Origin of the sequence: Bacteroides sp. 3_1_23, from assembly GCF_000162555.1 — a bacterium.
In the GTDB taxonomy this organism is placed as follows: Bacteria; Bacteroidota; Bacteroidia; order Bacteroidales; family Bacteroidaceae; genus Bacteroides; species Bacteroides ovatus.
Genome location: NZ_GG774949.1, coordinates 1,853,199 through 1,879,518 on the forward strand (window position 1 = coordinate 1,853,199; position 26,320 = coordinate 1,879,518).

Genomic DNA, 26,320 nt, shown 5'->3' on the forward strand with positions numbered 1-26,320 from the left:
GAAACGAACCGTCGCCGCGAAAAGCAGTTGGCATACAATGAGGCAAACGGAATTACCCCGCAACAGATTAAAAGGCCAGAAACTTGTCTGTATTCGGTAATGCAAAAGAGGCAGATGAGCTGTTGAAAGAAAGACATGCTTATGTAGAACCTTCTACTCCGAATATCGCAGCAGATCCGATAGTGCAGTATATGAGTAAAGCGCAGATGGAAAAGAGTATCGAGCGTACCCGCAAACTGATGCAGGAAGCAGCCAAGAAACTTGAATTTATCGAAGCCGCACAATATCGTGACGAATTATTGAAACTGGAGGACTTGATGAAAGAGAAATGGGGATAAAATTTCCCCTTTGTTCACTTATTATAGCCTGATTGCTAAGGGCTGAAACTCTTAACAAACCTGTAACTTCGCATTTAGTCTATTAATTAGTGTTATAAAAACACCAATTAAGGGCTGATAATTTGCAAAGTTACCGGAATCCCGTATCTTTGCACTGTGTTTTTCATAGTATTAGATTTAAGGTTAACAAAGGTTGGAGCAAGGCGTTGCTCCTTTTTTTATGTCTATACGTAAGCTCTCTCCTTTTTCTTATTCATGATAATATAGGAATTACGCTATTTTTCAATAACTTTGCAAAAAGAGAGATGTCAATAATGTCTCGATAAGACAGATCAAAAGGTTCTCTTTTTACGTTACATATAAAAAGATTATTTAATCCTTGTAGAATAATGGAAACAATGCAACCATATTATCGTCTGATGAAATCAATCCTCTTTGTATTATTTCTTTCTTTTGGCATGATTTCATGTGAGAAAGAGGATCCTGTTTCTACCTCTCCAACTACAAGGCAAACGGATGACTCAACTACTGATCCGACAGATCCCGATCCGACTGATCCTGTTGTTCGTTCGAATAATGAACAGACGGTGTTCATGTATCTACCCTGGTCGAACAATCTCACTTCTTTTTTCTATCAGAACATTGCCGATTTGAAAAGTATCATCGGAAACAATATATTGAAGAATGAACGGGTGATCGTATTTATATGTACATCGGCCACCAAAGCCACTCTCTCCGAACTTGTCTATGAGAATGGCAAAGGTGTACAGAAGACTTTAAAAAACTACGATTATCCGGATCCTACCTATACAACTGCAGAGGGCATCACTTCTATTTTGAACGATGTACAAACCTATGCTCCCGCCAAACGATATGCAATGATTATCGGATGCCACGGAATGGGATGGATACCTGTATCGAGAGCAGTTTCACGCAGCAGCTTGCAGATTAGTAAAAAGCACTGGGAGTATGAACATGCACCGATGACACGTTTTTTTGGAGGAACACAAACGAAATATCAAACTGATATTACTACGCTTGCCGGAGGTATTTCGAACGCGGGCCTAAAGATGGAATATATACTTTTCGATGACTGCTATATGTCTACGGTAGAGGTTGCCTATGACCTTAAAAACGTAACAAGCCACTTGATAGCTTCTACAAGTGAAATAATGGCCTATGGGATGCCATACGACAAGATAGGCCAGTACTTAATCGGAAATATAGATTACGAAAAGGTCTGTGACGGTTTCTATTCTTTTTATTCAAATTATGTGACTCCCTGCGGAACAATCGGTGTTACTGATTGCTCGGAATTGGACAACCTGGCGGCTATTATGAAAGAAATAAATCAGCGTTATACGTTTAACGAAGAATTAACGGGCGAATTACAAAGATTAGACGGATATACGCCTACCATATTCTTTGATTACGGTGATTACGTTTCCAAACTATGTTCCGATCCGGATCTATTAGAACAATTCAACGAGCAGCTGAAACGCGCTGTACCCTTTAAAAGGAATACCGAACAGTATTTTACAGCAATCTCTTCCTCCTACTATGGAGAAAAAATTGATATCAATACTTTCTCCGGAATCACGATTTCCGACCCAAGCACTAATCCGGGTGCTTCAAAAAAGAACGAAACAGCGTGGTATATTGCCACTCATTAAATCTACTCTAAGAAGCATACGGTGGTAGAGAGTTGATTCTTCACATGTGGTCTGTCAAATCTCTTAATAAAAATTGAATTGAGAAAACCAATTCTTAATCAATGTTATAAAACATACTTTTTTTCTTGGATTATTTGCTAATTTCGCAATAGTCTGTATCTTTGCATTGTGTTTTTCATAGTATTAGATTTAAGGTTAACAAAGGTTGGAGCAAGGCGTTGCTCCTTTTTTTATGTCCATACGCTAGATACTCCTTTAAACATGGCATGACATTATCCCTTAATCACCGCCATTGGAGCCAGCTCCATCAACGGTTTCACCAAGTCCCGCTCATTCGCTATCACTTGCGCAATATCTTTATAAGCTCCCGGTGCTTCATCCAGTTCGTTCTGCGAACGAAGTCCGTGAATGATACCTTGCTGATCCATTCTCTCCTTCTCTTCATCCAGTGACAAACGGCGACAGGCATCCTTTCTTCCCATTAATCGACCTGCACCATGCGAACAGCTTTTGAAACTCTCCGGATTACCCAGTCCCTCAACAATATAAGACTTGGTACCCATAGATCCGGGGATAATACCGATCTCGCCCTCATAGGCACGCGTAGCACCTTTTCGGTGTACAATCACATCCTGATCGAAGTGATTCTCCCAAGCTGCATAGTTGTGGGCAATATTAATCATAGGATCAAAGTCCGTTTCAGGTTTCACTGCCTGGATGGCTTCACAAATACGAGTCATCATCAACTGACGGTTGGCAAAGGCAAAGGCCACACAGTAATTCATTTCACGGAAATAATCCTTTGCCATCTGTGTCTCCATTGGCAGGTAAGCTAGTCCCGATACCATTTCAGAATACCATTTCTCATTCCAATATTGCGCAATCTTATTATAGTGATTGGCAACCTTCAAACCAATGTTACGGCTTCCGGAGTGAATCATCACCCAAACATCAGACGTTGCGGTATCTTTTTGAATCTCAATAAAGTGATTTCCACCTCCCAGAGTTCCTATCTGCTTCAAACAAGCCTCGTACTGATTCTTCAAAACAGGCATCTCTTCAAAGTCGAATCCTTGCGGAAGCAATTCCTGATCCTGCTTTTTATTCTGATGATCGAATCCCAAAGGAACAACTGCACGAATCTTCGACATAATGGAAGTCAAATCCGTATAACTAAAATCTTCCGCTTTTAGATTCGTCTTAATCGCACACATACCACAACCGATATCCACTCCCACAGCATTGGGAACAATCACGCCATTGGTAGCCAACACACCGCCAATAGGCATTCCTTTTCCCGCATGCGCATCAGGCATGATGGCAATATGTTTAAATGCAAAAGGCAGTGAAGTCAAATCCATAATCTGCGACATACAAGAGTCCTCTACTTCATCCAACCAAAGTTTAGCGGGTAAACGTGTTCCCATAATTACTTTTTCCATACATCTTTTCTTTTATCAATTCATATAAATCTCGTTATCGGGAGCAAAGTAAGAAGGGAAGTACGAAATCTATTTGCGTAGTTGATATTATTTTTTATTTTTGTAGAAATAATCTATAACATCTATATATAGAACCTAATGAAGAAGATATTAATTATCGGCGCCAACGGATTCACCGGACGCCAGATTGTAAATGATTTATCTGCTTGTAAACAATACAAGCTGACGGGCTGCTCCCTGCATCCGGATATTCTTCCCAATAACGCGGAGGATTATCGTTTCATCGAAACAGATATACGGAATGAAGCGGACGTTAGGCATCTCTTCAAAGAGGTTCAACCCGATGTAGTCATTAATTGCTCCGCTCTGTCCGTGCCGGACTATTGCGAAACGCATCATGAAGAAGCCTATCTTACCAATGTTACCGCAGTAGGCCAACTGGCCGATTTATGCGAAGAATACAAAAGCCGGTTCATTCATTTATCTACGGACTTTGTTTTTGATGGAAAGATAAACGAAGCTGCCGGGCTGTTATATACAGAAAAAGACCTCCCTGCCCCGATCAACTACTACGGATATACCAAATGGAAAGGAGAAGAGAGAGTGACAGAAACTTGCAGCAGTTATGCCATTGTCCGTGTAGAAATCGTTTATGGCAAGGCACTACCGGGACAACATGGTAATATTGTACAGCTAGTAATGAACCGTCTGAAAGCCGGACAAGAAATACGTGTCGTATCCGATCAATGGCGGACACCAACCTATGTTGGAGACGTTTCGGATGGAGTGCTACGTTTAATAGAACATACGGCGAATGGCATCTTCCACATCTGTGGCGATGAATGCATGACCATTGCAGAGATTGCCTACCAGGTAGCAGATTATATGAAACTCGACCGTTCTCTTATCCATCCTGCCACCACAGAAAAAATGAATGAAAGCACTCCCCGTCCCCGCTTCAGTGGGATGAGTATTGATAAAGCCCGGACAATGCTCGGATACAGGCCCCAAAAGTTAAAAGAGATTCTTGTGAACTGGGATAAATTATAAGGGAAAGAGCACATAACCAACTTTTTACAACCATCTATCTCGTTCCGGATATTCCTTTCTCTTTATTTATTGCATATTTATTTTGAAAATATGCAATAAATAACTATCTTTGCACCAAATTCAAAAAAGACCAATGATGAATCAAACATTACAATTACATAACGCTACTCTTTTTCTTGCAGGAATACCTATTTTCTGTAAGTCTTGTTGCGTGCATGTGCATTGGTTCAGTGGATTCATCTAAATTTTCCAACTATTTCTTTACAGGAACTACCTGCTGACTTGTTTTGTTAGCCATAGCAGTATTCCTTTCTGATTTTCAAGTAGATGTAATATCTTCTTTGAAAATTCTTTTGTGTGTTGTCAATCATCAGTTTAACCTAACCCAAAATATATACAATTATGTTCTCTATTATATCTACCATGTTTTTAGGAATCGGCATCGGCTATGTATTGCGTAACTGGAGTATTCTACAGAAGACAGAAAAGACAATTTCTCTTACAATATTCCTGTTGCTCTTTATTCTCGGTGTATCTATCGGTTCTAATAGCCTGATTGTGAACAATCTTGGTAAGTTCGGATGGCAAGCCATTGTTCTTGCTGTGTCCGGTGTATTGGGAAGCCTGATTGCTGCCCGTTTGGTACTACAATTATTTTTCAGGAAAGGAGGCGAACAATGAAAGGAAGTCTGATCGTTATAGTATTCTTTTGTGTAGGCTGTATCATGGGAGCTTTCAATAAGTTCGAGTTCGATACGCACACAGTTTCCATGTACATACTTTATGCATTAATGTTACAAGTAGGAATCAGCATCGGTTCCAATAAGAACCTGAAAGCCATTGTTTCACATTTGCACCCTAAAATGTTGCTGATTCCATTGGGAACAATTATCGGTACGCTGTTATTCTCCGCCCTGGCAAGTTTGCTATTGCGTCAATGGAGCGTGTTCGACTGTATGGCAGTGGGAAGTGGATTTGCCTACTATTCACTCTCTTCCATCCTTATCACCCAGTTCAAAGAACCCTCCATCGGACTGCAACTGGCTACGGAACTGGGAACCATTGCCCTACTGACTAATATTTTCCGTGAGATGATGGCACTTCTTGGTACTCCAATCATCAAGAAGTACTTCGGGAAACTCGCTCCTATTTCAGCAGCAGGAGTCAACTCGATGGATGTACTGCTGCCTTCCATCACCAGATATTCAGGAAAAGAAATGATTCCCATCGCCATCCTGCACGGCATTCTGATTGACATCAGCGTTCCCGTTTTCGTTTCTTTCTTCTGTAATCTTTAACCCTGTCCGGGAATAATAACCTTATTTATTAATGCCCGGAAACAGCCAATACAAACTTGATATCAGCATAGGAGACAGCGTCTCCTAATGCTACCTTTATAGCGAATATTCCCATGTATTCATGTTCATCCAAATACTTGCGAATCTTCGCTATATTTTCAGCTTTCACCACCTGCTCCACTTTGATCTTTCCCGAACGGACATAATGCTCCAAATGTCCGGCAATGGTTCCGGATACCAAATCACGAGCCTTGGCTATTTCATCTATATTCATTCCCTGACGGAACATTTCATAGCTAACCAACTTCGTATCTTTCTTCGCCTCCTTCTTTTTCTCCTTCTCCGCCTCTTTCTCCTGTTTCTCTGCCTCTTTCTGCAGCTTCATCTTTCGTTGCCTTACTGTATCATCGCTATTACCGGAGGAGATTAACATATCCGTTATCTCCGGCCTCTCCAATTGATTCTCCGCCACATACTTGCGGATAATACCCAGAATCTCAAGCCCGTATTTCTCTACTCCTTTCGCTCCAAAATAAGGTATTGCCTCCAAAGCTCTTGGACTATCCGGTAGCAGATTCACAATCCCCATCAATGCTTTCTGTTGCATAATCACATAAGCAGGAACATTCATCTCCCTTGTTTTGGCTGTTCTCCATTCAGACAGGGCACGATAAAGCTCCGGATGCAGAATATCCGTAGGAACCTCCACCTTTACCTTTTCAGCACTGCGTGTACGCTCTTTCCGTTCCTTACGTTCTTTCTTCTCCTTCAAAGCCTTCGAAGAACCGGAGGACGTAGAATCATCTTCAAGGCTCAACATTACTTTAGCCTTCAACTTCAAATAATCCGTAATAGCAAACCTCCCTCTTGTAGACACAGCTTCCAACAAAGACTCTTTAATCCACAACGCATCATCCAGCGCCTGCATACGCTCTGCCAACAGCTTTCTCAACTCTTTATTATCAAGAGGCATATTAGTCTTATCATACAAAGCCCGAACCGGTTCCAACTCCTTATGAAAATATCCGGCACCGGAACGAATCCGCTCCTGCAACTCCTCATTCGCCGCATAATCCTCACTCTCATGTATCAACCGGGTATACTGATTGCGGAAACGTTGAGACACCTCCACAATCTTCTCTTTAACATGGGGAGCCAACGCCTTATATTCAGCCAACTGCTTCGGAAAGAGCTTGTACAAATCCTCATCCATAAGACGAAGCAACCGTTTATAAGCCTGATCGATCGAATAGAAATTAAACAAATCACTCAACAAATCAAAGAAATACGCCCTTTGCATATCATTCAACTGCTGGCTACCCGGCTTATTCTGCTCCACCGCTTTGGTGAAATTATCCACCGTAGCATCACTTATTATGGCTTCCCTGCGCAAAGGAGACTCCAACACCATACCCTCCAGCGTCTTGCAACGACTCAAAGCCACATAAGTTTGCCCATGTGCAAAGGAATTCCGCGCATCAATAATAGCACGCTCAAATGTCAAACCCTGACTCTTATGTATCGTAATAGCCCACGCCAAACGAATAGGATACTGGCGGAACGTCCCCTCTATCACTTCAGTGATCTCCTTCGTCTCCTCATTCAACACATACTTATAATTCCCCCACTCTTCCGGCAACAACTGAAATTCGGATCTATCCCCTTTACCACGCACCACAATACCCGTTTCATTAACCGCTACCACCTCACCAATCATACCGTTATAATACCGTTTCTCGGACGATGGATCATTCTTCAGGAACATTATCTGTGCTCCCTCCTTAATTGTCAGAAGTTTATCCGCAGGATACGAATATTCAGGAAAATCCCCCTCTATCTCGGCACTAAAATGATACGCCTTGCCGGGCAACGATGCCAGTTCGCAATCATTAACCCTCTGTGCCTGATTATTATGTGTCGTCAGACGAATATATCCCTCTTCTTTCTGCGGCTGAAAGCCGGGCTGATAACGACGGTTCAGTTCATTCAACACTTCATCATCCGCCTTATTCTCCCGAATTTTATTTAATAAAGAAAGGAAGAACGTATCACTCTGACGATATACTTTCTTGAGTTCAATCGTCATATATGCCGTTTCTTTCAATGCATGACTTGCAAAGAAATAAGGAGTCTCATAATGCTTTCTCAACAACTCCCACTCATTGTCTTTCACGACAGGCGCCAGCTGTTGCAAATCTCCAATCATCAACAGTTGCACCCCACCAAAAGGTTTCTCCCTATCGCGATACCTCCGCAGAGTTGCATCCACCGCATCCAACAAATCAGCACGCACCATACTGATCTCATCAATAACCAGCAAATCCATACTACGGATGATATTCCGCTTTTCTTTACTATAACGATAATGTGTCTGGGAAGAATTAAAGGTTGTTTCGGGCACAAAAGGAGCAAAAGACAACTGAAAGAAAGAATGAATCGTTACGCCTCCCGCATTGATAGCTGCAATCCCTGTCGGAGCCAATATGACCATGCGTTTGGGCGTATGTTCTTTCAATCGTCTAAGAAATGTCGTTTTCCCGGTTCCAGCTTTTCCGGTAAGAAATAAATGGGTGCCTGTATTTTCAATGAACTGCCAAGCAAGCTGCAGTTCCGGATTATTTTCCATGCTTTTCCAATTTTCGGTAAAGTTACTGAATATTCTTTTTCTTTCGTCTTGATACGAAAGAAAAAGAACCAAAAAGAAAGAATCAAGGCTGCGTTTTTCCGGCTACTCCGGTGCTTCCTCCGGCTAAAGGGCAGAAACTCGCTACGCTCAAACAGTCTGCCCCTTTTAACGCCGGAGAAACCACCTGCGCTTGACGCCGGAAAAACGAGGCCGGAAGACCTGCGGGTGGAAGCCTTACAATGTGGGAAGCTTTATTATTAAAAAACTCACCATATAAAAAGAGGACATAGAATAAAAGGCTAATAGAATGATAACCGATGTAGCCTATGTAGTATAAAGAGACTTATGAAAGGTTTATACCCCTTATAAAAAAGCTTTGCTATATAAAAGTCGCAGACGTTATACGACTCAATATAGCAAAGCAGAACAATATATAATAAAACTATTAACGATATAACAGCGACTCACCAAAGCAATATCAGACATATCGCACGGCTCCCCCCACAACCCTATCCAGAACAGCTTCCCCACAAACCTACTCTACAACATTCAAGCAGCAACACCCACCCCGCCAGGTTCCCCGGCCTACTTTTTTCTCCGTCAGGCGAGCGCCCATAACGGAGCGTTAAGAAGGGCAGACTGTTTGAGCGTAGCGAGTTTCTGCCCTTTAGCGAAGTGAAGGAAGCGAGTAGGAGAAAAAAGTCAGCCTTGAATTTTTCTTTGCTTCTTTCTTTTGTTTCAAGACAAAAGAAAGATGATTAATTACTTCATGGACCCCCCTACAATATCCAGCAATTCGTTTGTAATCGCCTGCTGACGACTCTTATTGTACTGCTTCGTCAAATCCTGGATCAGCTCGTTTGCGTTGTCCGTAGCCACTTGCATAGCCAACGTACGTGCAGCATGTTCCGAAGCATTGGAGTCAACAGCGGCAGTAAAAATCTTCTGGCTCAATACAGTGGGGATTAAGCTCGCGATTAATTCCTCTGCGTTCGGTTCGATGATATAATCATTGGCAATCTCGTTCTCCTGTACCTCCTCTTCATTCTCTCTGTCCTCTTCACTTACGACGCTCGTCAGATTAATGGGGAGATACGTCTCACGAAGAAGAATCTGTACCCCCATTGATTTGAAGTGATGATAGATTATTTCCACCCGGTCCACTTCGCCTGCTACATACAGATCCATCAGTCGGTGAGCCAGTTCGGCAGCCTCCTGATACGTTGGTTTGTCGGAGAGCGTTGGAGAAACCTCCTGCGGTTTGAAACCCATCCGTTTGGCCGCTTCATCCACCTTCTTGCCTACCGGGAATATCAAGATATTATCCTGTCCTAAAGTACGGAATTCCCCGATAGTCTGCATCATCATTTTGATGACATTGGCGTTGAAAGCACCACAAAGAGAAGTGTTCGAAGAAAAAACAACGATTGCTACACGCTTCACTTCACGTTCCTGCACATAAGGAGATTCGATAGGCAGGTCCGCGCTTAGGAAGTTAGTCAGAATCTTGTTCAACTTCTTCTGATAAGGCAGCATATTCTCAATGGCTCCTTGTGCCTTGTGTAATTTGGCAGAAGCCACCATTTTCATTGCTGAAGTGATTTTTCGGGTACTCTTGACCGAATTTATTCTGGTTTTTACTTCTTTCAGTGAAGCCATAGTGATAATTAAAAATTAATAATTAAAAATTAAAGGGCGATCTGATTTATAAAAAAGCCAATCAGATAAATCAAAAACCATTCAGATTTATTTTAAAGGCCAATCAGATAAATCAATGACCGATTAGATAAATTGTTTAGTGACCATGGCGGCAGTCTCTTCGATAGCCTTAATCACATTATCATCAATCACACCCGTTTTCAATACATCCAATACATCCTCCTGATGATTCAGTTGCAGCGATTCGATGAAGCTACGTTCAAAGTCCTGCACCTTATCCAGAGGAACATCGTGGAGCAGTCCGTGTGTACCACAGTAGAGAATAGCAATCTGCTGTTCTACGGGCATCGGGCTGTATTGAGGCTGAATCAACAGCTGGCCGTTCTTACGTCCCTTGTCAATCGTCAATGCGGTAATCGGGTCCATGTCGCTACTGAACTTGGAGAACGCTTCCAGTTCACGATACTGTGCCTGGTCGATCTTCAATGTTCCCGCCACTTTCTTCATAGCCTTAATCTGCGCGTTACCACCTACACGGGATACAGAGATACCGACGTTGATAGCCGGACGCGTACCCTGGTTGAACAAGTCAGTTTCAAGGAATATCTGTCCGTCGGTGATAGAAATCACGTTCGTCGGGATATAAGCCGATACGTCACCAGCCTGCGTTTCGATGATAGGCAATGCCGTGAGCGAACCACCGCCTTTGACAATTCCCTTCAGACTTTCCGGAAGATCGTTCATTTCGCGAGCCACTTCCTCCTGACTGATAATCTTGGCAGCACGTTCCAACAGACGGGAGTGCAGATAGAAGATATCACCCGGATAAGCCTCACGACCTGATGGACGGCGAAGAATCAGAGAAACCTCACGATAAGCTACCGCCTGCTTGGAAAGGTCATCATAAACCACCAACGCATGACGACCGGTATCACGGAAATACTCGCCAATGGCAGCACCCGCAAAAGGAGCGTAATACTGCAATGCAGCCGGATCACCAGCCGTAGCAGCCACCACAATCGTGTAGTCCAGTGCTCCGTACTCACGAAGCGTATTAACGATAGAAGCAACGGTAGAACCCTTCTGACCGATAGCCACATAAATACAATATACAGGATCACCTGCCAGGAAGTTACTGCGCTGGTTGATAATCGTATCAATAGCGATGGCAGTCTTTCCCGTCTGGCGGTCGCCGATAATCAACTCACGCTGTCCGCGACCGATAGGAATCATGGCGTCTACCGCCTTCAATCCCGTCTGCAACGGTTGGTTCACAGGCTGACGGTAAATTACTCCCGGAGCTTTCCGTTCCAATGGCATATCATACAGTTCGCCGCCAACCAGCCCCTTGCCGTCGAGCGGTTCGCCCAGCGGGTCGATCACACGTCCCAGCATGCCCTCTCCTACACGGATGGAGGCGATACGTTTGGTACGCTTCACGACGAATCCCTCTTTGATCTTGTCCGTCGGACCCAACAGCACAGCACCCACGTTGTCCTCTTCGAGGTTCATCACGATTGCTTTGATACCATTGTCAAACTCCAGCAATTCATTGGCTTCGGCATTTCGCAATCCATAGATACGCACTACGCCGTCGCTCACCTGGAGCACCGTACCGATTTCGTCAAGTTGCACATTGGCGTTGATTCCTTCGAGCTGCTTGCGCAATATATCAGATACTTCGCTTACTTTTATATTTTCAGACATTATACAATTCTCCTATTCTTATCAATAAATTGTTGTTTCACTCGCTTCAACTGCGTGGCAACGCTTGCATCCAGTCGGTAGTCGTTGACATCGAAGATAAATCCGCCTTCGATCGAAGGATCTATCACCGTTTCGAGTTCCATCTGGGCGTGCAAGATATGCTCTGCTGCGGAACGAATCCGGTTTTCCGTTTCCTTATTGACGGGAACGGCTGTAATGAGCTTACCCACTCCGATATGCTTCAGCTTCCGGTAGAGATCCAGATACATCAGGCTGATAAATTGCAGATAGCCTTCACGCCTGTTTCGCAGTACCAAAGTGATAAAACGGACAAACTCTCTGGTCGATTTTCCGTCACCGTCGGCAGCCGTGCAGACTAACGCCAACTTTTCCTTCGTTGTGATGACCGGATTATCAAGTGCTTCGCGCAAACCGGGCTGTTCACAAAAACTGTGCGACAGCGTCAGGAACTCCTGATATAACCTGTCCTCCAGACCTTTTTCCTGTGCATATTCAATGATGGCTTTTGCATAACGCATTGAGAGTATTCCGACTTCCATCTTCCTTAGTTCTTATTCGGGGTTAGTACTTCATCCAGCATACGGTCGATCATGCCCATCTGTGCTTCCTTGTCCTCAAGACTCTTGCGGAGCACTTTCTCGGCGATGTCCACAGAAAGCACGGCTACCTGGCGACGGATGTCGCGGATGGCCTCGTCTTTCTCTATCTGGATTTGTTGTTTCACCGCATCCAGTTCTTTTTGTGCGGCAATTTCGGCTTGTTTACGGGCCTCGTGAACAATCTTGTCACGTTCTTCCATTGCTTCCCTCAAGATGCGTCCTTGTTCTTTGTTGGCGGCAGCCACCAATGCGTCGCCTTCCTCTTTCAGTTTAGACAACTGGGCATTAGCCTCTCTCGCCACCTCCAAAGACTGGTCGATATAGGTCTTACGACCCTCCACTATCTTGATGATGACGGGGAAGCCGTATTTCGCCAATATCACGAACACAATCCCGAATGAGAGAAACATCCAGAACAGCAGGCCACTATCAGGTAATAGTAATGACATATCTTTTAATTAAAAATTAAAGACTATAAATTAAAAGCTGGGGTGGGTTCTCCCTTTTAGAGGAAGAACACCAACAGACAAACTACTACCGCCAACAGAGCCACACCTTCAATCAAGGCGGCGGCGATAATCATGTTCATACGGATGTCCCCTGATGCTTCCGGCTGGCGTGCGATAGCTTCCATTGCCGAACCACCAATCTTACCAATACCCAAACCAGCTCCGATTACTGCAAGACCTGCACCGATAGCTGCACCTAATTTACTAACTCCTACTGCTGCTGCAGTGGCTTGTAACAATACTGATAGTAACATAATTTTCAGTTTTAAAATGGTTTATATTTTCTCTTGTTTATTATTTAATCATTCATTCCGCGCGTTTATTCCGTATTCTTTTTATCGACGTTTTCACCGCGTTTCATTTCAATCTTCTTCTGTTTTCACTTTGGCCCCTTCCTGTGCCAGACCGATAAACACTGCCGACAACATCGTAAATACGTAAGCCTGGATGAAAGCAACCAACAACTCAAGCGCATTCATAAAGATGTTGAACAATACGGAAGCCACCGTCAGCGTACCGTTCAATGCAGGTCCCATGCTTGCCGAGATAAAGATCAAGCAGGTAAGCACCAACATCGCCATGTGTCCCGCCAGCATATTGGCAAAAAGACGAATCATCAAAGCAAACGGTTTCGTAAAGATTCCGAAGAACTCGATGAATGGCATCATCGGTATAGGCACTTTTAGCCACCAAGGTACATCAGGCCAGAAAATATCCTTCCAGTAATGTTTCGAACCGAAGATATTCACTGCCAGGAACGTGCAGACTGCAAGCACCATAGTGATAGCGATATTTCCCGTCACGTTCGCACCTCCGGGGAAGAACGGAATCAATCCCATCATGTTATTGATAAAGATGAAAAAGAACGCTGTCAGCAGATACGGTGCAAACTTCCGGTAGTTGGGTCCTACACAACTCTTGATAATATCGTCGTTCACCATCATGATGAACATCTCCATGAATCCGATAAATCCTCCCGGCGCTTTCGCTCCTTGCGGACGTTTTCTGTACCAGTGTGACACGCTCAATACGATGATGAGCAACAACACGCTGTTGAACAGCAAAGCAAATGTCACTTTCGTGATGGAAATATCCCACGGGCGGACCTGTTCGCCTGCCGCATTATACTCTACCAGTTTGCCCTCGTACTTACTTCCTTCGGGAGCGATGGAAAGTCCTTCATAAGTCCCTCCATTCTCTTCGAGACGGGAAGAAAGGAACGTGTGCCAACCTGTAGTGCTACTATAAACAATAATAGGTAATGGTATAGTAATGTGCGTGTTACCCCACGTCGTAATATGCCATTCGTAGGAGTCGCCGATATGACCGAACACAATTTCTTTCACATCCACCGTGTTCTCCTGTTCCTCTTTCGGAGTAATCTCGTCCTGCGTCTGTTGTGACACCGCTTCCCCCTCCTGTTCCTGTGCAAGAACCGGCAAGCTGACTGCCGCCATGAGGCAGAACAGAATCAACGGAGCTACTATGTTATGCAACTGTTTCATTTTTCTTTTATTTTTCTTTTTCCGTTTCTGATTCAACTCAAAAGAGAAGAAGAACCAGGTTTCGAATACCAGATATATCAAATAGAACAAGATAAACGTCAGCAGAAAGGCTCTGGCTTCTTCGCGAACGGCAAGACAATAAATCAATACCAGAATCAGCGAAAGAATCATTTTTATCATCTTCGTTGCCAGATACAACAGTAACATTCTCTGTGGAGCATGCCGACGGCAAGCGTCGAAAGCATAAATGCTAAACAGCCCGAAGAAGTAAAAATAGATCGGAATAAACGGATACCCTCCGAAATAATGCCCCGGCAAAGCGAAGTGTAGAATGACAGCTCCGAGTGCCCCGCTAATTACCGCAAATAAGGTATGCCACCAAATAAAATTCCGTTTAGTTTTACTAATATTCACCATGTTACTGTGTTTTTCTGTAAGATTATAACCTCGTTTTTTTCAATTTTTTAATGCTTAGTCTTTGTGCCGGTGAGGAGTTTCCGTCAGGAAACACAGGCAGAAACCGTACCGTCACTCATTTCGACAAAACCGCCCTGAATATCCATCGTGTGCTCTTCTCCGTCCATCGTCGTGTAACTCAACGTTCCCGCTTTCAACGACGAAACAATGGGCGCATGCCTGGGAAGAATAGAAAACGAACCGATCATTCCCGGCAATGTGACAATCTTCACATTTCCGTCGAATATGCTCTTTTCGGGCGATACTATACTCAAATGCAGTTCTTTCATCATGCTATCTTTTTATTTTTTTGCTGCCTGTTCCAGCAATTTCTTACCTTTCTCTATTGCCTCCTCAATGGTTCCGACATTCAAGAAAGCCTGTTCGGGAAGATAATCCACTTCTCCTTCCAGAATCATCTTGAATCCCTTGATGGTGTCTTCAATACCCACCATCACACCCGGAACGCCTGTAAACTGTTCAGCCACGGCAAACGGTTGTGAAAGGAAACGCTGCACACGGCGGGCGCGGTTCACTACCATCTTGTCTTCTTCCGAGAGTTCTTCCATACCGAGGATGGAGATAATATCTTGTAATTCCTTGTTACGTTGCAGAATTTGTTTCACTTGCTGCGCTACGTCGTAGTGTTCCTGGCCAACAATGTGCGGGTCGAGGATACGTGACGTAGAAGCCAACGGGTCTACCGCCGGATAAATACCCAGCTCCGTAATCTTACGGTCGAGCACGGTAGTTGCGTCCAAGTGGCTGAAAGTTGTTGCAGGAGCCGGGTCGGTCAAGTCATCGGCAGGCACATACACCGCCTGTACGGAGGTGATAGAACCTTTGCGGGTAGACGTGATACGTTCCTGCATCGCACCCATTTCCGTAGCCAGCGTAGGCTGGTAACCAACGGCGGACGGCATACGTCCCAAAAGGGCGGACACTTCCGAACCTGCTTGCGTGAAACGGAAGATATTATCAATAAAGAACAGAATATCGCGTTTCTCACCTTCTTTTCCTGCGTCGCGGAAAGATTCCGCCACCGTCAGTCCGGACAATGCCACAGAGGCACGTGCGCCCGGAGGCTCGTTCATCTGACCGAAAATCAGAGACACTTGCGATTTCTCCAGTTCGTTATAATCCACTTTCGAAAGATCCCAGTGACCTTTCTCCATTCCTTCTTTGAATGCTTCGCCGTAACGGATTACACCGGATTCAATCATTTCGCGCAGCAAGTCGTTACCTTCACGGGTACGTTCACCTACTCCGGCAAATACAGAGAATCCATTATGTTTCTTGGCGATATTATTGATAAGTTCCTGAATCAATACAGTCTTTCCTACACCGGCACCGCCGAACAAACCGATTTTACCACCTTTGGCATACGGTTCGAGCAGGTCGATCACTTTGATACCTGTGAAGAGCACCTCTTGCACAGTAGTCAAATCCTCAAACTTAGGGGGGTCGCGATGAATGGAATATGCACCTTTGCGGTCGAGTCCTTTCATACCGTCGATCGAATCACCGACTACGTTCATCAGTCGTCCTTTAATCTGTTCGCCAATCGGCATCGTGATCGGGCCTCCGGTGGGATACACTTTCATGCCTCTCTGAAGTCCGTCGGTACTGTCCATCGCTACGGTACGCACCGTATTTTCGCCGATATGTTGCTGAACTTCTACAACCAGTATTTTGCCGTTTGGCCTCTTTATCTCCAGTGCGTCGTGGATGCTTGGCAGCACCAATTCTGCATCCGTACCCTCAAAGTACACATCGACCACAGGGCCGATCACCTGCGAGATATGTCCGATAATCTGTGACATAAGCAATCTCTAATTTATTTATATTATTCTTTTCTCTCCTTTTGACTTTATAATATGAAAGGAATGCACATTTTTCGCGTTTTACCTATTTCAATATTATAATAAACAGTTGAGTTCAGTTTTTGTTCAACTATTTTCTATATCCCATAAACTTCTGTCCTTAGAAATAGTTAAAGAAACAACTGCGCAAATGTAGAAACAATTCCGTGTCGTTGTGCTTCCTTTTTCATAATTTGTCGTTCGATAACACTTATTAGACCTACAATGACTACAGATTGACCAATTCAGACAAATTTCTGCTACAAATCAATAGCAAAACAAGTTTAGGGGTAATAATCTATCAATAAACTGAATTTGCCCGTCGAGTTTCCTATCTCTTTGTTAAAAATCAATGGATTAGCAAAAACAGGAGATAGTGGCAAAAACAACTAGTTTTGTGTTCGAACACAGAAAAGTCCCTATTATCATGCTTTCCTTAAGAAAGTTTAAAGGCGGAATTCCCTATTTTTCGACTATCCATTTCTCTATATTCCGCATTTCCGCACTAAAGTTCACTCCAATCTTAAAGAGCTTACGATCATCATTTTCAAACGGTTGCGCATAGTACTTCTCGTTGATTTGCAGCAGAGCTTCTTCAGCCGTACCATCCAACTTAAATTCCATCACATAGATAAATTTATCCGTCTGCAAAAGAAGATCAATGTGTCCTGCACTTGTGTGATACTCTGCTTTGACCTAAAAACCAACAAGTTTGAAGACAATAAAAAGAACATTCTGATAATGTAATTCCAGGTCGCGGACTAATTCATAAGGTGTATCTGCAAAGAAACTTTGCAAACGACGAAAGAAAGAGTCATAATCTCCGGATTCCACTTCACGAACAAACTTCTGTATTTCAAACTACGATTCCACAGCGTTGGTATTAGCATAGAAAGGAAGCAGAAAGTTAATGAACCCCTCTTCCACTTCGCGGTTCGGAAATCCCAGGCGATAAATGCCAAACCGTTGATCGTACCCCTTTATGGTAAGATAACCGCTTTGGTAGATTACCGGAATAGGATTGTCTGATGTAGAATCAATGCTGTTCAATACAGTGGCAGTTGTTTCTTCGTGCGCCATACGGCGAAGATCATAATGATGTTTTTTAAGCAGTTCTACCAGATAGGTGGGAGTACCGGTCTCAAACCAATAACTACCAAATTCATTATATTTAAAAGTATTGAGCAGACTGAACGGATTATACATACCGATAGAGTTATGCGTAAAATGATAACCATCGTAATACTCCTGCAATTTTGCGCAAATTTGATCATACGTCATTCCTTGAGCACTGGCCAGACTATGAAGTTCATCCTCCAGATTGTCATGCAATTCCTGCTCATTAATGCCACAGATATCTATATACTGATTCCGCATCGAAATATCATCCAGATTATTCAGATCACTGAATACACTGACCTTACCAAATTTGGTTACTCCCGTCAACATACCAAACTTGATGCATCCATCCTTACTCTTCAATGCTCCGTAAAAAGCCTTCAATGTCTCACGATAGCTTTTCTGAAGCTCGTCATTACCTATGGCCTGCAACATCGGTTTATCATATTCGTCTACAAGCACCACCACCCGCTGTCCGGTCTTATCACAAGCACGCTGAATGATACCTTGAAAACGGGAAGCAAATGTTCTTTCATAATCCTGTGCGCCATAGAGAGCCTCCCATCCACGCAAAGCACTTTCCAGCACCTGATCGAGTGCTTCGGGAGCAGTATATTTCTCCGCATTCAAATCCAGATGCAATATGGGGTATTTTATCCAATCCTTTTCCAGTTTTTCCATAGCCAATCCGTCAAAGAGTTCTTTCTTTCCTTGAAAATAGGCTTCGAGCGTAGAAAGCAGAAGACTTTTGCCAAAACGGCGAGGGCGGCTAAGAAAATAATAACTACCAGTCTTCACCAACTGATATATCAATGCCGTTTTATCAATGTAGAAATATCCGTCTTTACGAATTTTCTCAAAGTTCTGTATTCCGATAGGATATATTTTATTTTCCATACACTCCACTCTTTTAAAATTGCAATACACAAAGATACGCTTTTCGATTAAAGAAAACATAAAATCCGGCATGAAAGTTTTTCGTACAAGATTCACATTCTCCTTATTATTTATAAAACAAAAATTTAAATACGCCGATAATCTATATATTATCCATTTTTTGCTGTAATTTTGCACCACTAATATAAAACACTCAAAATGATGAAGAAAATACTGTTACTCGGTTCCGGCGAACTAGGAAAAGAATTTGTAATTTCAGCTCAACGTAAAGGCCAGCACATCATTGCTTGCGACTCCTATGCAGGAGCACCGGCTATGCAAGTGGCCGATGAATTTGAAATATTCGACATGCTGAATGGTGAAGAATTGGAACGCGTGGTGAAGAAACACCACCCGGACATTATCGTTCCGGAGATTGAAGCAATCCGTACAGAACGTTTATACGACTTCGAAAAAGAAGGCATTCAGGTAGTTCCCAGCGCTCGTGCTGTGAACTTCACCATGAACCGTAAAGCCATTCGCGACCTTGCCGCCCAAGAACTCGGACTGAAAACAGCCAAATACTTCTATGCCAAAACCCTGGAAGAACTGAAAGAAGCTGCCGACAAAATCGGTTTCCCTTGTGTCGTTAAACCGTTGATGTCTTCTTCCGGCAAAGGACAATCGCTCGTGAAGAGTGCCGACGAACTCGAACACGCCTGGGAATACGGATGCAGTGGCAGCCGTGGCGATATTCGCGAACTTATCATTGAAGAATTCATCAAGTTCGACAGCGAAATCACCCTGCTCACCGTTACCCAAAAAAACGGCCCTACCCTCTTCTGCCCTCCCATCGGACACGTGCAGAAAGGTGGCGACTATCGTGAAAGTTTCCAGCCTGCACACATTGATCCTGCCCATTTGAAAGAAGCGGAAGAGATGGCGGAGAAAGTAACCCGTGCCCTCACAGGTGCAGGACTTTGGGGAGTTGAGTTCTTCCTAAGCCATGATAATGGAGTCTATTTCTCCGAACTCTCTCCTCGTCCGCATGACACAGGTATGGTGACACTGGCGGGCACACAAAACCTGAATGAATTTGAATTGCATCTGCGTGCCGTACTCGGTCTGCCCATTCCCGGCATCAAACAAGAACGGATAGGCGCAAGCGCTGTGATCCTTTCCCCGATTGCCAGCCAGGAACGTCCTCAATATCGCGGACTAGAAGAAGTGACCAAAGAAGAAGATACTTATCTCCGCATTTTCGGCAAACCGTTTACACGTGTCAACCGCCGTATGGGTGTGGTACTTTGTTATGCTCCGCTTGATTCTGATTTGGATGCGTTGCGCGACAAGGCTAAGAGAATTGCAGAGAAAGTAGAAGTTCATTAATACAAGAAATTCAGAGATAAGATGAATAAAATCCGCCAAGTAAACCTGTCTGATATTCCAGCACTGCAAGAGCTATATCAGCATACAGTTCTGACTGTGAACCGAAAAGATTATACAGCCGAAGAAGTAGCAGATTGGGCTTCGTGCGGAGACGATACGTCACACTGGAATGAGCTTTTCGAAGAACAACATTATGTGGTTGCAGAAAACGAAGAAGGCGTGATTGTAGGCTTTGGCTCTGTAAACGATGACGGATATATGCACACGCTGTTCGTTCACAAGGACTTTCAGCATCAAGGTGTCGCAACATCTTTGTATAAGCATCTCGAAGCATATGCACGAGAAAGAGGTGCGAAAAGATTAACATCGGAAGTTAGCATCACGGCAAAACCATTTTTTGAAAAACAAGGTTTTCAGGTCGATGAAGAGCAAAAGCGGAAAGCTAATCAAATGTGTCTCACCAATTATAAGATGAGCAAGCAGCTCTGTTAATCACATCTAATCATTTCTAAGATGAAAACATAGAAGAAAGCTCATTTGCAGATAAAGAAAGTCTTATTTTATATAAGAAAAACTCCAGCTAATGTAACTTTATCCGTCACCATAGCTGGAGTTTTTCTTTTTAACTTCATGAAATGAAAACGTCATTTCTTACTCAAGAAACGTTTAGCCAAATATTTACGTATTGGTTCATCATACAGCTTCAAACACAGATAAGCAAGAATAATACTCAAAATAAAGACACACAAAGCTACGTGCCAGGTTTCACCTAACGTGTAGAGTTGATTCTCAATCAGCCATGCATAGAACAGATACATCAACGGATAATGTATCACATAAACCGGATAAGATATATCTCCCAAAAACTTACATATCTTTGTCGATTGCTTGTCCGTGGTGGTGCCCGACGCTCCTATCCACAGAATGATAGGGAAAGCCACAATCACGCAAAACGCTTCATAAACACCATTCATGCAAAGCGGCTCCAACCCTTCCAGATAAGGAACAGAGAACAGGGCAATCAGCGCAATAGTACATATCCAAAATGCACCTTTCACCTTCATAGGCTTGAAATTGCGCGACATAAGCATACCCAACGAAAAAGGGAAAAGCATACGCAAGGAACCGCCCAAAAAGTTAACCCCATCCAGCGTCCAGCCCACTCCTATGTTTCCATAAGTGGAGACATTAAAAACAGCAAACACCGCCAACGCTACGCCCAGCAACACCACAAACACCGTCAGTGCCTTGTTGGACAAGCGGCGAATGAACAACGCATACAGGATATTGCCGATATACTCAAAAAACAATGACCAGCAAGGACCATTCAACGGAAACATCTCACCGTTGCCACGAACTTCGTACCCAACACCCGGCATGGCAGGAATGAAGAAGATCGTACAAAGCAGAGACAACATTATCATGGAGATAGCTATGTGCGTCCCGTCCCATTGCACACTCCCCTGAATACAGAACGTGATAGCACCGAGAACGGCACCCATAATGACCATCGGATGAAGACGTATCAATCGGCGTTTAAAGAAATCTTTCATGGTGAGACTTTTACCCCAACGGTCGTCGTAAGCATAACCGATCACAAAACCCGAAAGGATAAAAAAGAAATCCACGGCTAAATATCCGTGATTCAGAGTTTCAATAGCACTATTACTGGCAAAAGCGAAGCCCTCGAATACGTGATACCATATCACCATAAGAGCCGCCACACCGCGAAGTCCGTCAAGAAGATCATAATGCGCCTTGGTGTCTGAAAAAGCTGAAGCAGAAATGTTCGACATTTGTTTTTCTATTAGTAAGTTAGTATTTTCAGAAGGCAAAGATACGGTTTGCGCTACGAAGTTTCTTTGCTCTAAAGCAAAAAAGCCCTGCTAATCGCTATTTTTTAGCACGTACCCGACTAAGGGTATAGATGGAAATGCCCAGAAAAGCAGCCACATATTTCAGCTTCACTCGGTTTATCAATCCGGGATAGCGACGGTTGAACTGTTCGTAGCGTTCTTTAGGCGAAAGTTGGAGGCGCTCCACAAACATGTGGCTAAGCTCCTTATTCACATTCTGATGCAGGATTCTTCCCCAGTTGGCTATGTCGATATATGTTTCGTAGAGGGCATTCAGCTTGTCGATGTGGATGACGTAGATTTTGCAATCGGAAAGCGTTTCAACGCTTTCTACCGATGGTTGCTGATAGTAGAGCGAATCCATGCCGAACGTGACGTCGCCCTCCTGACTAAACCACGTAGTGGTGTCCTCTCCGTTGTGGTGGAATACGGAACGGGCGATGCCCTCTTCAATGAAATATACCAGGCGGTCTGTGACGCCTGCCTGAACGATACGGGTATCTTTGGGATAATACCTTAATTCCATATTCGCCTGAAGCGCTTGAAGTGCTTCGTCGGAAACCGGATAGATTTGCCTGATTTTACGAATGATATTTTCCATTTGGGGGTAATGGCGTATTGGGGGTTAATGACGTACTTTAGGATATTTATTATTAAAACGGAAACCAAGACCGAGCATCAGATAATTAGGGGTCTGGAAATCCTGAAGATTGTAGCCGATGTGAAGGAATGAACTCCGGGTGACGTTGATCTTCAACGCAAAGACCTGATACAGTCCGCGCAAATCGCCACGCCCCAGCACATTCGTTCCCAAGCCGACACCGATGGTAAAAAACGGCATCACGTATTCTGCCCGTCCGGAAAGTCCGAGCGCAAGCTGATTCTGAATGCCCGGCACGAGAAATTTACGACGGGAGGAACCACTGCCTGCATCGTACTCCACCAGCGCATCTTCGGTGTACACATTAGCACTACCGTCATAAACACCGTCCAGCGAAACTCCGAAACGCAGCTTATAGTTGAGATTGTACATCGGAGCAAAGTTGAATCCCGCTACGGGATAGCTGCCCGGTGATGCAATCTGCTTCTCGCCTACATAGACGCCTTTGCGACGCCACGAGCCGAACAACACAAGGTCATAACTGACGTGTCGCGGAAAACGGGGAACGTAGGGATGAACCAATGATTTAGTGAGGTCGGCTTCTTCCCGGTTGAAGTTGTACACCAGTCCGATTTTCGCTCCGGTGGTGTTGACACCTGCATTGGGAAACTTGGTGTTGCCGTTGGAGAAATGCGTGAAGTCTCCGCCGATGATAAAGTCGAAATAACGGGAAAGCGACCAGTTAAGGTAGATACCCGCATTGAGGTAGGCATTCACCCGTGAGCCTACGGCTCCGTTGTAGGAGTTGTAATCGTTGTCATAAGGTTTCCATCCGGCAGAAATACCGAAATTCCACTCGTAATTGAGCGAAAGGCGGGGATTGAAACGGGCAATGCGTGCACCTTGAAAGACATAGAACGTCATCGGATCACCCAGTTGCTTTTTGTCGCCAAAGGTGGTGAAAGCCAAGCCGAAACCTTGATAAGCTCCGCCATAGATGCGGTCGGCACAGGTGTTGGGACGAAACTTGAAAGAGTATTTCAGATGAGCGGCAAATGAACTCTGGATGGGTTTCCACCGTTCGTTCTCGCCTTGCAGGAAAGGATTGGTGGGGAACACGTATTGCGGCCGCGCCTCTATCCCCAACCGGTGAATGAAATGGTGGGGAACGTAGGGAGCTACGGTGTCGGCTCCGCATTGCGGGAAGCTGTTGTGCCGGAAGCCATGAATTTCTTCCTGCAATCTCCGCACTTCTTCACGAAGTTGGCGGACGTCCTGCTGGAGCTGTTCTACGTCTTGCCGCATTTCCTTCACCTCTTTCTCTTCCTGCCCTACCTCCTGCGCACTAAGCGAAGTGCCGGGGAAAAGCAAAGCGGAACAGATTACGGCGATTTCCCATCTGGGTATCTTTACTCTCATATAATAGTCTGGTTTGTCTTTTCAGAACGGAAGTTACAAATGGAGCTTCTCAATAAACTGTGCCACATGATAGCCGTCCATCAACCCATGATGGCAGGTTACGGAAACGGGCATCATCAGTCTTTCTCCGTCACGGAAGTACTTTCCGGTGGAGATTTTGGGAACGCTGTCGCCCGAACGCATATTGGTGGGGTGCTTCATGTCGGTGAATGAGAGCCACGGCACTGCCGAATAATGAATGGCATTGGGATGGAAAGTGCCTCCTTTGTTGAGTCCCGTAGTGGCTTGCAAACGTTCCATTTCGGCTTTTGCCCGGCGGATAAAGACAAGTTCGTCCGGATCATATTCAAAGGTGGCAAAAGAAAAGGTATGGTCGTCACGGCCTACGGTGGCTTCGGGCAGAAGGCTGTCATAGCACACCACCTTATCGCCTTCGATGCGATAACGGAATTCTTCTACCGCAGCAGCGGCAGTCGTTATCCGATGGAGGACTAACAGGGAAAAGGATATGCCTTTGGTTTTGGCTTCCTGATACGCGCGCGTACAGTCTACCTGAACGGTCACTCCGAAAAACGGATCGTCAAAAGCACTGAAATGTTCGTAATGTTCTCTTCTGTTCCAAGTAGCAATATCGATGATCTTCTCTATCTGATTCATTCTAAACACTCTTTTTTATTTGAGAAACGCAGATTAACGCAAATTATCGCAGATTTAGCCTATTTCCTTTGCGGTAATCTGCGTTTCTAAATTCAGACTCTTTACTGATGTTGCTCACGCAACAAGTCGTTCACTGTTTTTACCGGGTTGAAAGTGGAAAGTGGCACTTCTACAAAGACGGTATTCCAGTCGCTCATCGCTCCGTTCCACAAGCCGGGAAGTTCGAGAGCTTTCAGGTCTTTGCCGTTCTTCGATTTGTAGGAGATGAAGCCTGTTGCTTTATCTACATACTTCACCAGGTCGAACTTATGTCCTTTATAATCGCGCACGGCGCATACGAGGTCTACCGGATTGAAGTGTGTGCCTTTCTCGAACATTTCTTTCTTCTCCGGATCGTCCATGTCGATCTGTGAGCTTTCGAGGATTTGCAGGGAGATGGTTCCGTCGCTGTTGTAAGCAAGGAACGGGCCGCCACCGGGTTCGCCTACGTTCTTCACCATTCCGCAGACGCGCATCGGGCGGTTGAACTTGTTTTTCAGGTAGATGGCGAGTACGGAATCTTCGAGGTCTTTCGTCTCCGGATTCTTGCAGAAGAGTTTCTTTTGCAGGAATTGAAGCATTTCCATCATCTGGTCGTGGGTGTATTTACCGCTGTCGAGCAGGGTAAGGTATTCGAATACTTGTTTTTGCAAAGTCACGAGCACTCCGGCAATCAGTTTCTTATAAGTAACGGTGTCGGCTTTCAGTCTGTCGGGCACTACGTTGTCGATGTTCTTGATGAAGATAATGTCTGCATCAAGGTCGTTCAGGTTCTCGATCAGTGCGCCGTGGCCACCGGGACGGAACAGCAGTTTGCCGTTGTCACGGAAAGGTTGGTTGTCCATGTCGGCGGCAATCGTGTCGGTACTCGGCTTTTGTTCGGAGAAGGTGATGTAATAGTCTACTCCATAGCGTTTGGAAAATTCGTCTACCTTTTCGGCTACCAGCTTCTTGAAGAGTTCACGGTGTTCGGTAGATACCGTGAAGTGCACGTTTACTTTACCGCTCTTTCCGGCAGCATACAAGGCTCCTTCGGCGAGATGTTCTTCCATCGGCGTGCGTGAACCTTCGGGATACTTATGGAATTTGAGCAGACCTTTCGGTAGTGCGCCGTAATTCAGTCCGGCTGTTTCGAGCAGGGCGGATACCACTGCTTTATAGTTGCCGTCTTCGATCAGTCCGGGAATATCTTTTCCGTCGATACGCTGGCAGGCTACATTCAGGTCATCATAGAAAGCAAAATTCTTGATTCCGTCGAAGAATGCCTGTTCGAACTTGGTAGTCGGCCGGTCATAGTCGGCAGACAGGAACTCGAACAGGTTCTTGAACATACGACTCGCTGCACCGGAGGCGGGCACGAACTTCACAACAGTCTTATCTGTGTTGGTATATGCATCCCAGGCGGCCAGATAAGCCTTCTGTTCTTCTGCATCGGGAGCTAATATTCCCTTTTCGATGGAGGCTGCCGCATCCAGCTTCAAAAAGGGGAAACCCGTCTGGAAGCATGCTAATTGTTCTACAATTTGCTCTTCCGTGATGCCTTTCTTGGCAAGCAACTCTTTGTCCTGTGTCGTTATCATAATATCTAATTTTATTAATTGATGCCCAAAAATACAAAA

21 protein-coding genes and 2 pseudogenes are annotated in these 26,320 nt (G+C 44.5%); 7 read left to right on the forward strand and 16 right to left on the reverse strand.

The window, feature by feature from the left end:
- A pseudogene (locus tag HMPREF9010_RS16995) lies at positions 1-338 on the forward strand (UvrB/UvrC motif-containing protein); the annotation flags it as partial.
- A gap of 389 nt (positions 339-727) precedes the next feature.
- Positions 728-2,011 carry a clostripain-related cysteine peptidase gene (locus HMPREF9010_RS16990; RefSeq protein WP_008648011.1) on the forward strand — a complete coding sequence of 428 codons (1,284 nt, stop codon included), beginning with the start codon at positions 728-730 and terminating at the stop codon, positions 2,009-2,011.
- 272 nt (positions 2,012-2,283) lie between these two features.
- Here the strand turns inward: HMPREF9010_RS16990 and HMPREF9010_RS16985 are convergent, their stop codons facing one another.
- Positions 2,284-3,453, reverse strand: coding sequence for an RtcB family protein (locus tag HMPREF9010_RS16985; protein ID WP_008648012.1), 1,170 nt, complete (start codon positions 3,451-3,453; stop codon positions 2,284-2,286).
- A 138-nt stretch (positions 3,454-3,591) separates the two neighbouring features.
- On the opposite strand from HMPREF9010_RS16985, the gene HMPREF9010_RS16980 reads away from it, so the two are divergent.
- The 3 genes from HMPREF9010_RS16980 (at position 3,592) to HMPREF9010_RS16970 (ending at position 5,801) form a co-directional block, all read left to right on the forward strand.
- Positions 3,592-4,503: an SDR family oxidoreductase gene (locus HMPREF9010_RS16980; protein ID WP_004295770.1), complete on the forward strand. Its 912-nt coding sequence runs from the start codon at positions 3,592-3,594 to the stop codon at positions 4,501-4,503.
- 402 nt (positions 4,504-4,905) lie between these two features.
- Positions 4,906-5,184 carry a LysO family transporter gene (locus tag HMPREF9010_RS16975; protein ID WP_004303461.1) on the forward strand — a complete coding sequence of 93 codons (279 nt, stop codon included), beginning with the start codon at positions 4,906-4,908 and terminating at the stop codon, positions 5,182-5,184.
- Complete coding sequence (locus HMPREF9010_RS16970; RefSeq protein ID WP_004295766.1) at positions 5,181-5,801, forward strand: lysine exporter LysO family protein; 621 nt, start codon at positions 5,181-5,183, stop codon at positions 5,799-5,801. The genes HMPREF9010_RS16975 and HMPREF9010_RS16970 overlap by 4 nt, the downstream gene beginning before the upstream one ends.
- Positions 5,802-5,829: 28 nt before the next feature.
- Here HMPREF9010_RS16970 and HMPREF9010_RS16965 read toward each other — a convergent pair whose 3' ends face one another.
- The 10 genes and pseudogenes from HMPREF9010_RS16965 to HMPREF9010_RS16920 all read right to left on the reverse strand — a co-directional run bounded on the left by HMPREF9010_RS16965 (position 5,830) and on the right by HMPREF9010_RS16920 (position 18,761).
- Positions 5,830-8,427 carry a helix-turn-helix domain-containing protein gene (locus HMPREF9010_RS16965; protein WP_008648013.1) on the reverse strand — a complete coding sequence of 866 codons (2,598 nt, stop codon included), beginning with the start codon at positions 8,425-8,427 and terminating at the stop codon, positions 5,830-5,832.
- Between the two features lie 762 nt (positions 8,428-9,189).
- Positions 9,190-10,086, reverse strand: a complete 897-nt coding sequence (locus HMPREF9010_RS16960) for a F0F1 ATP synthase subunit gamma (protein ID WP_008648014.1) — start codon at positions 10,084-10,086, stop codon at positions 9,190-9,192.
- 123 nt (positions 10,087-10,209) lie between these two features.
- Entirely contained in the window at positions 10,210-11,793 is a 1,584-nt protein-coding gene (atpA, locus tag HMPREF9010_RS16955) for a F0F1 ATP synthase subunit alpha (protein ID WP_004295761.1), read from the reverse strand.
- A complete protein-coding gene (locus HMPREF9010_RS16950) occupies positions 11,793-12,353 on the reverse strand; it encodes a F0F1 ATP synthase subunit delta (RefSeq protein WP_004295760.1) in 561 nt (186 codons plus the stop codon). Before HMPREF9010_RS16950 ends, atpA begins: the two co-directional genes overlap by 1 nt.
- Positions 12,354-12,358: 5 nt before the next feature.
- Positions 12,359-12,862, reverse strand: a complete 504-nt coding sequence (atpF, locus tag HMPREF9010_RS16945) for a F0F1 ATP synthase subunit B (RefSeq protein ID WP_008648015.1) — start codon at positions 12,860-12,862, stop codon at positions 12,359-12,361.
- 56 nt (positions 12,863-12,918) lie between these two features.
- Positions 12,919-13,176, reverse strand: coding sequence for an ATP synthase F0 subunit C (gene atpE, locus HMPREF9010_RS16940; protein ID WP_004295758.1), 258 nt, complete (start codon positions 13,174-13,176; stop codon positions 12,919-12,921).
- Positions 13,177-13,284: 108 nt separating this feature from the next.
- Positions 13,285-14,427 carry a F0F1 ATP synthase subunit A gene (gene atpB / locus HMPREF9010_RS16935; protein ID WP_008998433.1) on the reverse strand — a complete coding sequence of 381 codons (1,143 nt, stop codon included), beginning with the start codon at positions 14,425-14,427 and terminating at the stop codon, positions 13,285-13,287.
- A gap of 500 nt (positions 14,428-14,927) precedes the next feature.
- Complete coding sequence (atpC, locus tag HMPREF9010_RS16930; protein WP_032852502.1) at positions 14,928-15,173, reverse strand: ATP synthase F1 subunit epsilon; 246 nt, start codon at positions 15,171-15,173, stop codon at positions 14,928-14,930.
- Positions 15,174-15,185: 12 nt separating this feature from the next.
- Positions 15,186-16,706 carry a F0F1 ATP synthase subunit beta gene (gene atpD, locus HMPREF9010_RS16925; RefSeq protein WP_004295754.1) on the reverse strand — a complete coding sequence of 507 codons (1,521 nt, stop codon included), beginning with the start codon at positions 16,704-16,706 and terminating at the stop codon, positions 15,186-15,188.
- A gap of 501 nt (positions 16,707-17,207) precedes the next feature.
- Positions 17,208-18,761 (reverse strand): annotated as a pseudogene (locus HMPREF9010_RS16920) (ATP-binding protein).
- A gap of 201 nt (positions 18,762-18,962) precedes the next feature.
- On the opposite strand from HMPREF9010_RS16920, the gene purT reads away from it, so the two are divergent.
- The gene (gene purT / locus HMPREF9010_RS16915; protein WP_008648024.1) at positions 18,963-20,129 is read left to right on the forward strand and encodes a formate-dependent phosphoribosylglycinamide formyltransferase; all 1,167 of its coding nucleotides are present in this window, start codon (positions 18,963-18,965) and stop codon (positions 20,127-20,129) included.
- Positions 20,130-20,150: 21 nt separating this feature from the next.
- The gene (locus HMPREF9010_RS16910) at positions 20,151-20,621 is read left to right on the forward strand and encodes a GNAT family N-acetyltransferase (protein WP_004295751.1); all 471 of its coding nucleotides are present in this window, start codon (positions 20,151-20,153) and stop codon (positions 20,619-20,621) included.
- 152 nt (positions 20,622-20,773) lie between these two features.
- Here the strand turns inward: HMPREF9010_RS16910 and HMPREF9010_RS16905 are convergent, their stop codons facing one another.
- The 5 genes from HMPREF9010_RS16905 to HMPREF9010_RS16885 form a co-directional block, all read right to left on the reverse strand.
- On the reverse strand, positions 20,774-21,925 hold the full coding sequence (locus tag HMPREF9010_RS16905; protein WP_008648026.1) for an acyltransferase family protein: 1,152 nt from the start codon (positions 21,923-21,925) through the stop codon (positions 20,774-20,776).
- A 97-nt stretch (positions 21,926-22,022) separates the two neighbouring features.
- Positions 22,023-22,586 carry a Crp/Fnr family transcriptional regulator gene (locus HMPREF9010_RS16900; RefSeq protein WP_004295749.1) on the reverse strand — a complete coding sequence of 188 codons (564 nt, stop codon included), beginning with the start codon at positions 22,584-22,586 and terminating at the stop codon, positions 22,023-22,025.
- Between the two features lie 24 nt (positions 22,587-22,610).
- A complete protein-coding gene (locus HMPREF9010_RS16895) occupies positions 22,611-24,005 on the reverse strand; it encodes an acyloxyacyl hydrolase (RefSeq protein ID WP_004295748.1) in 1,395 nt (464 codons plus the stop codon).
- Between the two features lie 33 nt (positions 24,006-24,038).
- The gene (locus tag HMPREF9010_RS16890) at positions 24,039-24,662 is read right to left on the reverse strand and encodes a chloramphenicol acetyltransferase (RefSeq protein ID WP_008648032.1); all 624 of its coding nucleotides are present in this window, start codon (positions 24,660-24,662) and stop codon (positions 24,039-24,041) included.
- Between the two features lie 101 nt (positions 24,663-24,763).
- A complete protein-coding gene (locus tag HMPREF9010_RS16885; protein ID WP_008648034.1) occupies positions 24,764-26,281 on the reverse strand; it encodes a DUF4301 family protein in 1,518 nt (505 codons plus the stop codon).
- Positions 26,282-26,320: the final 39 nt, after the last annotated feature.